The 10,918-nt window shown below is 32.9% G+C and carries 17 protein-coding genes and 1 pseudogene; 6 read left to right on the top strand and 12 right to left on the bottom strand.

The window, feature by feature from the left end; translation table 11 throughout:
* The 3 genes and pseudogenes from ABE34_RS10780 to ABE34_RS10770 form a co-directional block, all read right to left on the bottom strand.
* Positions 1–401 (bottom strand): annotated as a pseudogene (locus tag ABE34_RS10780) (IS21 family transposase); the annotation flags it as partial.
* Positions 402–454: 53 nt separating this feature from the next.
* The gene (locus tag ABE34_RS10775; RefSeq protein WP_197142424.1) at positions 455–649 is read right to left on the bottom strand and encodes a hypothetical protein; all 195 of its coding nucleotides are present in this window, start codon (positions 647–649) and stop codon (positions 455–457) included.
* 169 nt (positions 650–818) lie between these two features.
* Entirely contained in the window at positions 819–998 is a 180-nt protein-coding gene (locus ABE34_RS10770; protein WP_430982161.1) for a hypothetical protein, read from the bottom strand.
* Between the two features lie 150 nt (positions 999–1,148).
* Here ABE34_RS10770 and ABE34_RS10765 point away from each other — a divergent pair, with 150 nt between their 5' ends.
* Both ABE34_RS10765 and ABE34_RS10760 read left to right on the top strand, forming a co-directional pair.
* Positions 1,149–1,553: a VOC family protein gene (locus ABE34_RS10765; RefSeq protein WP_197142422.1), complete on the top strand. Its 405-nt coding sequence runs from the start codon at positions 1,149–1,151 to the stop codon at positions 1,551–1,553.
* 222 nt (positions 1,554–1,775) lie between these two features.
* Complete coding sequence (locus tag ABE34_RS10760; protein ID WP_197142420.1) at positions 1,776–2,933, top strand: Ger(x)C family spore germination protein; 1,158 nt, start codon at positions 1,776–1,778, stop codon at positions 2,931–2,933.
* Between the two features lie 441 nt (positions 2,934–3,374).
* Here the strand turns inward: ABE34_RS10760 and ABE34_RS25070 are convergent, their stop codons facing one another.
* From ABE34_RS25070 to ABE34_RS10725, 8 genes are all read right to left on the bottom strand, one after another.
* Positions 3,375–3,602 (bottom strand): hypothetical protein, encoded by a 228-nt coding sequence (locus ABE34_RS25070; protein WP_241747054.1) that lies wholly within the window; start codon positions 3,600–3,602, stop codon positions 3,375–3,377.
* A gap of 21 nt (positions 3,603–3,623) precedes the next feature.
* Positions 3,624–4,343, bottom strand: coding sequence for an MBL fold metallo-hydrolase (locus tag ABE34_RS10750; RefSeq protein ID WP_197142418.1), 720 nt, complete (start codon positions 4,341–4,343; stop codon positions 3,624–3,626).
* Between the two features lie 41 nt (positions 4,344–4,384).
* Positions 4,385–4,948 carry a GNAT family N-acetyltransferase gene (locus ABE34_RS10745; RefSeq protein WP_197142416.1) on the bottom strand — a complete coding sequence of 188 codons (564 nt, stop codon included), beginning with the start codon at positions 4,946–4,948 and terminating at the stop codon, positions 4,385–4,387.
* Between the two features lie 160 nt (positions 4,949–5,108).
* Positions 5,109–5,267, bottom strand: coding sequence for a hypothetical protein (locus tag ABE34_RS25065; RefSeq protein WP_241747053.1), 159 nt, complete (start codon positions 5,265–5,267; stop codon positions 5,109–5,111).
* Entirely contained in the window at positions 5,260–5,439 is a 180-nt protein-coding gene (locus ABE34_RS25060; RefSeq protein ID WP_241747052.1) for a hypothetical protein, read from the bottom strand. Before ABE34_RS25060 ends, ABE34_RS25065 begins: the two co-directional genes overlap by 8 nt.
* 140 nt (positions 5,440–5,579) lie before the next feature.
* Positions 5,580–6,458, bottom strand: coding sequence for a DnaD domain protein (locus ABE34_RS10735; protein ID WP_197142414.1), 879 nt, complete (start codon positions 6,456–6,458; stop codon positions 5,580–5,582).
* Between the two features lie 181 nt (positions 6,459–6,639).
* Positions 6,640–7,059 carry a hypothetical protein gene (locus ABE34_RS10730; RefSeq protein WP_197142405.1) on the bottom strand — a complete coding sequence of 140 codons (420 nt, stop codon included), beginning with the start codon at positions 7,057–7,059 and terminating at the stop codon, positions 6,640–6,642.
* Between the two features lie 192 nt (positions 7,060–7,251).
* Positions 7,252–7,596 (bottom strand): hypothetical protein, encoded by a 345-nt coding sequence (locus tag ABE34_RS10725; RefSeq protein WP_241747051.1) that lies wholly within the window; start codon positions 7,594–7,596, stop codon positions 7,252–7,254.
* A gap of 295 nt (positions 7,597–7,891) precedes the next feature.
* Here ABE34_RS10725 and ABE34_RS10720 point away from each other — a divergent pair, with 295 nt between their 5' ends.
* From ABE34_RS10720 to yjcZ, 4 genes are all read left to right on the top strand, one after another.
* Positions 7,892–8,350, top strand: coding sequence for an NUDIX domain-containing protein (locus ABE34_RS10720; protein ID WP_346655551.1), 459 nt, complete (start codon positions 7,892–7,894; stop codon positions 8,348–8,350).
* 450 nt (positions 8,351–8,800) lie between these two features.
* Positions 8,801–9,106: a DUF3784 domain-containing protein gene (locus ABE34_RS10715; protein ID WP_197142434.1), complete on the top strand. Its 306-nt coding sequence runs from the start codon at positions 8,801–8,803 to the stop codon at positions 9,104–9,106.
* A gap of 76 nt (positions 9,107–9,182) precedes the next feature.
* Positions 9,183–9,389, top strand: a complete 207-nt coding sequence (locus ABE34_RS10710; protein WP_197142441.1) for a hypothetical protein — start codon at positions 9,183–9,185, stop codon at positions 9,387–9,389.
* 667 nt (positions 9,390–10,056) lie between these two features.
* Positions 10,057–10,239 (top strand): sporulation protein YjcZ, encoded by a 183-nt coding sequence (yjcZ, locus tag ABE34_RS25425; RefSeq protein ID WP_197142403.1) that lies wholly within the window; start codon positions 10,057–10,059, stop codon positions 10,237–10,239.
* 245 nt (positions 10,240–10,484) lie between these two features.
* Here the strand turns inward: yjcZ and ABE34_RS10700 are convergent, their stop codons facing one another.
* Entirely contained in the window at positions 10,485–10,775 is a 291-nt protein-coding gene (locus tag ABE34_RS10700; protein ID WP_197142401.1) for a DUF5316 family protein, read from the bottom strand.
* Positions 10,776–10,918 lie beyond the last annotated feature (143 nt).

The following is a 10,918-nucleotide window of genomic DNA, read 5'->3' as shown; positions in this document are numbered from 1 at the left end:
TTCAAAGAAGATACGCGCTCAGCTTTCTCAAAGTAAGCCTTAAATTCTGGCGTATTAGCAATATAGGTACGGAATGTAGATTGTCCACAATCTAAACCATGGTTGTCTTTTAAATACTGCCAAAGATTGCGTCGATAATAAAATACCTGCTTAGAATCTTCTGATAAGAGGCTGGCAATAATCGGGTAGAACTCATCAATTTTAGATGGCTTATTACGCTTTGTTTTTGGTATAAAGCCATTTAGATATTTATCGATTGTTCGTCGATCTACTCCCATATCCCTTGCTAATTTACTTTTATTAATTTTCATGTTTAAATGCTCCATTACTTGTTTAAAATTTGCTAAATCTGAAAGACTATTAATTTTAAATTCTGTCTCAATCTCTAGTTGAATATGCATACTAACACCTCGGTATTAGTATGAAATGAATGAGCATTTTTGTACATTGTTATTCAAGCAGGAATGTACATATTTAAATTAGCATTTATAGATACAATTAATCGGTCAATACGATCATTCTCTCTACTTGTATTCGTAATCAATTGATGCGATAGATAAGATTCGTCATCATAAAAAACGTCTTCAAAAGTTCCTTGAGGCAAATCATTTGGAATAAGCGGTCGTTCAATTTTAAATTTAGTCGTCATTCTCTTTGTCCTTTCTCATGCTCTCAACATATTTTTTCATTCAAAACCAAACATCCAATCTTACTCTATTATAATGTATATAATAAGCCTTTGCCTTTATATGTATATGAAAATCAAATTACCACAACCGAAAGATTGTGGTAGAAAAATATAATGAGTTCTTCCTTAATTACTTATTACGTCTTGAAGAAGTGTTTTCGCTTTGTTGTTTTTCATGATTTGCATTGTTCATTTGCTCTTTAGTTAGTTCATTTTCTTCACGCACATCTAAATCGTCAGGGCTTAAATCTGCTCCAAATTCTACTTGTTCTTCACTTGTATTGCGCTTTTTGTTTGTCAAAATTATCACCTCCGATATATAAATTATCCATTTTGTCGTAAATTATACTTGTGCGAAGGAAAGCTTAATGTTACGCTATTTCCTCAGCAATAAGTAATTTTGGTATCATTTAGCAATAATTAATTGATAGAGCAGCTTCAATAAAAGGAGAAATACTTTATGGTTGAAAAATATGTGCATCACATTTGCGTCCAAACGAATACATATGCAGAATCTTTAAATTTTTACACAGAAGTAGTAGGTTTTGAAGTAGTACAGGAGTCGCCGAATTTCCACGATAGACATTTTAATACATGGTTAAAGCTTGGAACCTTTTATATAGAACTCCAAACTGGCAAATTTGATAAAGATCTTGAAGCATGTAATTCAAATGTTCAAGGTATTGTACATTTTTGTTTATGGGTTGATAATCTTCTTCAAGAAGTAGAACGATTAAAGGAAATGAACGTTCATTTTATACGTAAAAATGGTGAAATTATTTATAAAGTTGAAAATGGTCAGCTTTGTAAATTAAGAGCACCCGAAGGAACCATTATTGAAATTCGCGACAATAAAGGAGTATAAACTCCCGCTTTACTTTTTTACGTTATTGCTCGATGAAAAATTTTCCACACACGCCCAGGTCTCATTATAGATATGAGTCCTGGCTCTTTTATTTTAATGAATAATTACAGCTACCCTAAGTTTTTCACAGCTTATAATCCTCTTATTTTTTGTCCAAACTATAAACACAACTTCTTAAGTCCTCAAAATTACACAGGAATTTCTAAAAGTAGGGATTAAAAAATGAGAAAAAAAATTACGTTACTCATAAGTTTAGCAACGGTACTATTGCTTTCTGGATGTTGGGATATTAAAGAACCGCAAAGAATGTATTATGTTGACGGAATTGGTATCGATTTTAAAGATGGTCAATATGAAATATTTATGCAAATTGTCAATTTTGCAAATGTAGCTAAATCGGAAGGACCTTCTCCTCAAGCTGCACCTACAGAGATTGGCTTTGCTAAAGGTAAAACAATGGAAGAAGCCTTTTTCAAATTATATCGCTCTATCGACCAAAAAGTATTCTGGGGTCATATGACTTTTATTCTGTTCTCAGAGGATGCCTTAAAAAATGAAAATTCTATTCCTGTTGTTGACAGCTTTTTACGTCATCGGGAAACAAGATATCAAATATTAGCTTTTACTACAAAAGAACCTATTAAAGATGTTCTTTTAATCACACCGGTACTAAATAAAGCACCAACAGCTTCGAAACTAAGCAATCCACTGCATACAAAAGAGCTACAAACTTATGTAGAGCCTGTAGATTTACGAAGACTAATTATCCAATTAAATGAACCTAGTCATGAAGTGAATATTCCATTAGTTACAATTAATAAAAACTGGGAGACGTCCGATGAGCCAACTACGGAAACTGCATTATCAGGTTTCGCGGTAGTTTCAAAGGATGGTTTTAAAGGTTTTCTAAATGATGGGGACGCGAGAGGGATCCAATGGATGTTTCCTAAAACAACTCGTGGAGATGTAACCTTTAGATTGGACAATAAAGAAAAAGAATACTTAACAGTAGATTTAGAAAAGTTAAGTACAGAAATTAAACCCATTATAAAAAACAATGAAGTAACATTTGAAGTCGATATAAAATTAAATGCAATCATTAATGGTTTCAAAGGAAAGATAAATACTGATGAAATAAGAAAAGGTATTATTAGATCGGTAAAAGCAGATATAAAAAAATCATATGCAGAGGGCTTAAACATGGATGTTGATGTTTTCCGTTTATCAGAGTATGTATATCGAAAAGACGTGAAAATGTGGAAAAAGATACAGAAAGATGGCAAGATCCCTTTAACAGAAAATACAATAAGTAAATTAAATGTTACCGTAAATAAAGTGAATCCTGGTCGAAAAAATTTTACTGAAACAATAAAAGAGTAGCTAATTAAAACACAATTGTGTCAACTATCCAACGTTGTATTCAATTCACTGAAATATATTCTCATTAGAACTTTGATTACGCATACGTTGTGTTATAATGCTGTTAATGGCTCAGCCATTATTAGGGCAAGACCAATTCTGTGCTGTAGCGTTGTCATACGCTACAGCTTTTTATGTTTAATTGACGAAAAAAAGTATGAATGCTTTAAATTATTATGCAGAATGTTTAAGATACGATAGCTCTTTATTAATTGTACTCATCATTCAATAGTATATTATTTGGTCGCTTTGTTCATCTAACACTGTTTCAATACGCTCCCAGTCTCTTTTTTCATAATAAACTGCAGCATTTTCTGTTTTTAAAAATACTTTTGTATACCCTATTTTTTGACTTCGGTATGAAGGTACAACAAATAAAGAGGCTAACCAAGGTTTGAATTACTATCTTTCTTTCCAATCATTTTCAAATATAGATACTGTTCCTACATATTGACCATCTTCATTTGCAATAAAAGTAATTGGAAATTCATTTACATATGTTCTTTTAAAAAATTCGACTACTTCTTCATATGTCTTTTTACTGCTAATTGGTACAACAAATTCCTTGTAGACCATTTCAGCAACATCTTCTATATGCTGTGGCTTATTTACTAGTAAATCAATTTCCATAAATCGCTCCCCCCCTTTTTCTTAAATCTCGTTCTTTACAACATTGAACCCTAACATTTCAGCTTCTTGACGGTCAAAGCCTTCATCTAAATGCATACACCAAAATATTGGCCGTAAATCAGGACGAACTAACTCGCTAAGTTTTCGTAATGATAAATGTACATTACCTTCATAATCAGCTTTACAAGTATCGACGTAAACAAAATCGTAAACCTTACCCGATTCATGTGGAGTTCGTAAAGATTCTTTTAGGTTATTTGTATCTCCCGTATAATAGATAAGTTTGCCATCTATACTTAATTCAATGGAATAAGAAGGGATCTCTTTAACATGACTAGATCTTTCGAATAGTACGTTACAGAAATTTAGTGAGTACTGTGTATCTGATTGAAATTTTTTTGTTAAACAATGAACTTCTGGGCTAATACCATTCATGGTCAACAATTCTTCAATTTTCACATCATGAACGGCATAAACAGAAACATTCGGTTTTGCCATTTCGCCATGGCAATAATAGCTATAAAATATAAAATCAGCAAGGCTTCCAACGTGATCTGCATGTGTATGAGTGATCAATACATGGATATGTTCTATACCTTCCAGTAAATTATTTTCCTTAATGCGATGAAAAATATTGCTACCACAATCAATTAGCAACATTTGATTCCCCGCTTTATAATAAGCTGAATTATTACCTAATTTCGTATTAAACGCACTTCCAGAGCCAATAAATTTCAACATATTTCCAGTACCCCATTTCCATAAAATTAAGATCAACAAAACTATAAAAAATAGTCCCTTCTCAAAATGGAAAAATTAATTAAATCTACATACTTTCCTTTTTCAAATTCATGCTCTCTTAATATACCTTCTTGATAGAAATTTAACTTTTCCAATAATTTAATGGATGATTTATTTTCAGGGTCGACTTTTGCTTCTATTTTATTCATGTTCATCTTAGCAAAAGCAAAATGGATGATACTACTTAATGTCTCCTTCATTATGCCTTTTCCCCAGTAAGAAGGCATTAAATCATAACCAATCTCTATACGGTTATGAGCCTTTTCATAATTTAAAAAACCACATGTTCCGATTCCTTTTTGAGTTGTAGGTTCTTCTATAAGCCATCGTAAACCACTCTGGTCTTCGTAAATTTTTTCATACCAATTCATTTCATTTTTTGAATCCTCCACTGAATTAAAAGGTTCCAATGGAATATATTTCACAACATTTTCATCTGAATAAAGCTCGAAAAGATCAAAACAATCACTTTCCTGTGCTTTTCGTAATATAAAACGTTTTGTTGCTAATACTGGGAAATCCGTAAAGTTGAAATGTACGTTCATAAGTATCCCCCTTTGCATATAGTAAACTCCCTTTTCATAGTACCATATGATGAAAAATCAGGTATTCATATATATATTAAAGGACCTGCTCAATACGATATGAGTAAGGCCCCTCTTTTTAGGATTGTCTTCATTTCACACGACGCTTGATAACCTGGATCTAGCTCTGATTGAAATTCTCCTTAATAGTTTTTGGTAACTCATCCACATTCATTACTTGAGGATCACCAGTGTATCCATCATAGCTTCTAGGGACACGGACGATTGTTCCTTTTTCAAAAGGTTTTTCAGCAAAAAAACTTACAACCTTTTCATCCATCCTTATCATACCCTTCTATTGTATATACGTATTGCCCATTACTATTAGACGTTTGTTCTTCCTCGTTAATTTGGACATAGTAGTCTTTTTCCACCAATGCTCGCTTTTCACCACAACCAACTAAGAAAGTGGCGAATAAAATTGCCATTGCCATGATTTTCATTTTCTTCATTTCTTCTGCCTCCTCTTTGCTAACGAAATCGTATCGTTACTAAAGAGTATAGATCATCATTTCACTACCTTAAATTTCGGGACATGACAGTTAATTGACAAAATTGTCATCTTACAGCGATGAACTTTGATTTATATTATTTACTTTGCGCTCGCTGTTAAGTTCTTTAATGTTTCCAAGATTTTTTGACGTTCAGCTTCAAAATCAATAGCTTGCCCATCTTCTATATCACTGTCATTTTGACGTCGTTGATGGAACCATTCAGGGACAATCTCTTTATATTTTTGGTAAGTAGATCGATTAGTATGCTTTTGTCGTTGTTGTTTTTGAGCTTCAAATTGCAGATTGTCCGCTTCTACTTCCTCAATGGATGTTACCTTCTTATTACGCCAATCTTGAAGAATCTTTTCTACGTATTTCCAACGCAGCACATTGTTTTCTACTGCTAACTTCATAGCATGTATAACAAGGTCCTCAGACAGAACATCAATCCAATGATTGATTTTATTTGTGACGTGAACGACTAGAGAACCAAAGCCATTTTGCTCATAAAACTCGAATGCTGTTTGTGTTTTTTGAATGTTTTCACCAGTGGTATGCCCCCTTTTATCATCATCATTATTTTTATTTAGTACATTATTATTTAGTGATTTATTATTACTTAGTAGTGATGGTTTTTCCGGTGACGGATTAACCGTTATCGGCTTTTTACTATACGGTTCAGCTCGTGGTGTTTCGAATACGAACAACTCTAATTTCCCGAATTTCCCGTGGTTTGTTCTGATCTGCGTCTTGTGAATATAGCCTGCTTGCGCTAACTCCTTAATAGTGTTAGCCGTGGATTCACGACTGCATTTGCTATGAGAAGCTAAATTAGAAATACTAAATGACCAATCATCCGGCAAGGACAACATATAAGCAAGCAAACCCTTTGCTTTCCAGCTTAAACGGGTGTCATTCAAAAATCCTTTATCTAACACAACAAAATTCTCCTTTTTTTGAACCCTAAATATAGCCATGATCCCCCTCCTTGTAAATTTTTTGAGTGAGTAAAAAATTAGATTCCTCACTCATTTATATACAGATTTTTCACAAAATAAGGGACAAACATTTTCATTAACATCGCTTTAGAAAGCAAAAAAATAGGACACGCTACAATGGCATGTCCTGTTTTTTTACTTTTTTTGGTCTGTCAACGTTTTATTTATATAATTCTTTATAGACGATTACTTTTAGTGCCAAAATTTCTTCGTCTGTTAATTTACCTTCCATCTCTTGAATGATTTGTTCTTGCGTCATTGAACCATTTTGTACTTTTGTTCTTATATTATTAAGCTCCGAAATACCAACTTTTTGAATGATTACTTTAGTCGCCTCTTCTTTTGTTGTAAACGGTAACTTGCTACTATCTGCTGTTTTGGCCTCTTCCATAAATGATTTTAATTGAGGGTCGTTTTCAATCGTTGTTTTAATTTCATCCATTTGACCTCTTTCCTCTAATTCTGAAGAAATTGTATCAGCGACTTTTTCGGATGCAAACTTCACACCATAATGATAAACCCCATAACCAATAGCACCGAGGACAATGACAATAACTAGAAGGAATTTAATGAATCTCATATTCTCACGCTCCTTAATTCTACACTTTATCATACTATATAGTGTGGAGAGATGAGAAATGATATCCTTTCGGCCTTTTTAACAAACCTAACAGGCTGCGCATGTTCAAAGTCAAGATACCTACTTCGTTCAAGAAAATCAACAAACAAATAAAATCTCCCGGGTTAAATTTTATGACCGGGAGATTTTGATTTATTTAACATACTTCAAATACTTTTTCACAAAATCTACGATATAAACAACTTCTTCTTCTGAAATAGAAAATCTACTGCTCACTATTCGTAGCTTCGCTGGTGATTTTAATTGTTCACGCACTTGATCAATCCTCATATATCTACATTTACGAGGATTTACACTATCTCGAATCTGCTTGTATCGAAGGTAGGCATAGCGAGCAAAAGCATTTACCATCTCTCGCTCCTGCTCATCTCGTTGTATTTTGTTCGCAACTTCATCGATCACTTCAGAATCAAAAATCCATTTACCATTTGTTATTTGCATAGTACCACCTCTTTCATTGCGTGTAGTTGATGTCAAGTATCGCTGCACCTTACTGATCTGGCATTAAGATGACTTCCATTGTTTCTTTTTATAGCTATTAGATGCATAAGAAAAAGCCACACCTAGTTAAATGTGACTCTTTTTGTATTTTGTTTAGTTGATGAACTCCCAGCATCCCTCGCCGGCTTTTGTGCTTTATTTCCAGATTGGCCCCTTAAAACTTGTATATTTCTTTATTAAAAGATTTTACATATATATTTTTATTAACTAAAATGGAAATATATTGATTTTCGAAATTAAAAGGAGACAACATATCAACAACGAAACCTACGTGGACTGGAGCGGACATTATCTTAAACTGACGTGGTTACCAAATAAAAATATTCACGATTACAGCCAAGTAACAAGTGTACATGGAGTTTGTTTTTATAATGAGAATGTTTTGCTAGTTCATGTAGACGGGCGAGGATTTAACTTTCCTGGCGGTCATATAGAAAATGAAGAAACACCTGAAGAGGCATTTGAAGAAGGCTATGTAAAAGGTCCTGTCAACTATATAGGAGCCATTGAAGTCAGCCACGAAGAGAATCCTCTATTCAAAGCTGAGTACCCGTTAATCGGTTATCAAATGTTTTATTGTATGGAAGTACAAGACTGTCTCCCCTTTCTTCGAGAGCATGAAACGATTTCACGCATTTGGGTTGAGCCGGACGAAGTACTTTATGTTATTAATGACCACGAGTTTTCTCTATTAATATTACAAGAAGCTTTAAGTAACAAACTTTCTTAATTGTTTTTTGTAGATATATCTCTATGATTGTTACATATATCTCTATAAGAAGTACATGTAGAAAAAGTGACAGAAACAAAATTTTAAAACACCACCCCTAGATTTTATTTTTTAATCTAATTCAGAGGCATTTCACTATACAAACATAGCTACCAAATCATATTAATAGTAGTGTAAAGCTAACTTAGCTTTGCCCTCCTAGTTTGTGGTTTAGGGTCACTTTGGTTCGAGTGACCCTTTTTTTACTTCTCTTTCATTGTTATTTTAATTCCCCTAATATTTTTATACTTATTCAGATTAATATATAAGCATTTTCAAATTTAGTGGGAGTCAGCACAGTATATTATAATGAAATATCTTCGAAATAGATCACCTTCAGTAATAATTTGGAAAACCCATTTTTGTTTTATTCGTATATTTATTAGTTTTAAAATAAGTGAGGTGGCGAAAATGATTGCTGGATATATTATATGTATAGTTCTTGCTTTAATCTTTGTTTTCATGGGTTATCTTACCCATATAAAAAAGAAACTGTGGCTTATTGCGGGTTACCAAGAGGAAAGTTTTTTGGGGGATAAAGATAAACTAGCTAGGGTATTTGGGCTATTCTCTTACATAGTAGGTATTGCTACTTTTCTTTTACCTTTTGGTTTAGATTTTTTTGGTATCATTAGCGGTATTATTTATGCCATTTGTATATGTCTAGGCACAGTAGCGACTTCGGTCTTGAAACAAATAATGAATAAACCACTTTAAAAAGAGTCTTTCTTAGGCTCTTTTTATGTTACCCTTAGAATAATATAGTTTATTAACTTAAAAAGGAGGATATAAAATGTTTCGTAATTTACGCCTTTATTCCCCCATTGTTACTGCTATTTTATTTGTCATTCTTGTATTTATGAATTATTTGGGCTATTGGACACCAGATAGGTTCATTCAAATTCTATTTTTCTTTATTATGGTAGTGTCCGTTTTCAATGCGGGTATTAGAACAGAAGAAATTTTAAAAAGCAGAGGTAAAATCGAATCCTCTAGATAGCGAAGAACTTTCTAGATTTTTTAAATATCCCCTTGAATTAGTCTACATTCAAAGGGATACTTTTTTGTATTTTCCAAACATTTCGTTAGTCATTCCATCGCTTTTCTTTTATCTTGCCGAACGATGAAGAACATGTATAAGCTCGATATTAAAATGATAATGACTATTACTGCCAAGAAATATGTATCTTTCATCTTAAACAAAAACAAATTCAATGAATTTAATAATCCAGCTAACATCAAGAATAACCAATAGTTATTTTTTCTTTTTGATTGATCCCCATTTCTAAGATAACTAGCGGAAAGCCATATAAAAAAAGGTAAGTAACATACAATTGAAAAAATTAATATGGCCCATCCGATAAATGGCATAGTACATTCACCTCCGAAATTCTTCCTTATTATATACGATTGAAATTTGTATTGGTTTCAATTTTATTATTCTATAAAAATGTTTTTTTATTTAATTGTCATTTGTAAACGTGCTTACTTTCTAAAAAACATTAAAAATCCGAGGAACTTTTTTACTTATGTGTTCCTTTTTCTAGAGTAATTCCTCATGATAAATTTTCCTATTTCTGAAACGAAATTGTGTAAAATCTAGATGAATACCTCCCCTCCTTTTTACACAAGTACATATTATAGATTGTAGAAGGGAGGGATATTTTATGGGATACTACCAAGGTGGAAGTTATGGTAACTGTGGCTGTTACGGAGGATATGGCGGCGGTGGTTACGGCGGTTACGGCTGCGGTGGTGGCGGCGGCTACGGCGGCGGCTCAGCATTCGCTCTAATTGTAGTCCTCTTTATTCTTTTAATTATTGTCGGTGCAACATTCATGAACTATTAATGAAGTCTTTTACTACTATTCAGATTTTAAATGAAAAAAGTTAATGCTAATTATCATTGTTACATTCAATCATTCCATACTCTCTATTGCTAAATAACATCAATAGTAATAGTAGGATAACTTACCAGCCTAACATACTACAGTTAAATCATAAAAGGTCACTTTTGTCCGAGTGACCTTTTATTATTGATTCCAACTTCATTAGAAGCTTTTTTCATTATACTTAAGGTACTCAAAAATCTTGATCATTTATTTAAAAAGTAAAATAAAACTGCAACAATAATATTTGGTAAAGCAATGTATAAGGAATTTATCGTGATTTTATGACGTTCGTCTCGATGTTCTGTAGTTTCGGTTGCTAAGTTTGCCCTCATCCGATCCCCACTGGCCATGGACCCTGAAAAAACCATTGAAATGACAATAAAAATACAGCCAACTGTTCCTGGGACTACATAAATCTTTTCCATTCCCCACAAAATCTTTGATATGAAAACACTACAAAGTGATAAGAAAACGCCAATTGACAAATATTTCACCCTAAATCCCCCCTACCTTTATTTTACGCATAGTTCCCCTCTTTTGTTTCGCTATAAGGTGAATTTTTTATTGGACTAGGATCTATGTATCATTAGAGAACATAAAGCGACTTGCAAATTTAGGTAGAGCCTGTTAGCTCATA

This window comes from Lysinibacillus sphaericus (assembly GCF_015844675.1).
Classification (GTDB): Bacteria; Bacillota; Bacilli; order Bacillales_A; family Planococcaceae; genus Lysinibacillus; species Lysinibacillus sphaericus_E.
The sequence above is the reverse complement of the archived record's forward strand: the minus strand, read 5'-3'. Positions and strand labels throughout refer to the sequence as shown.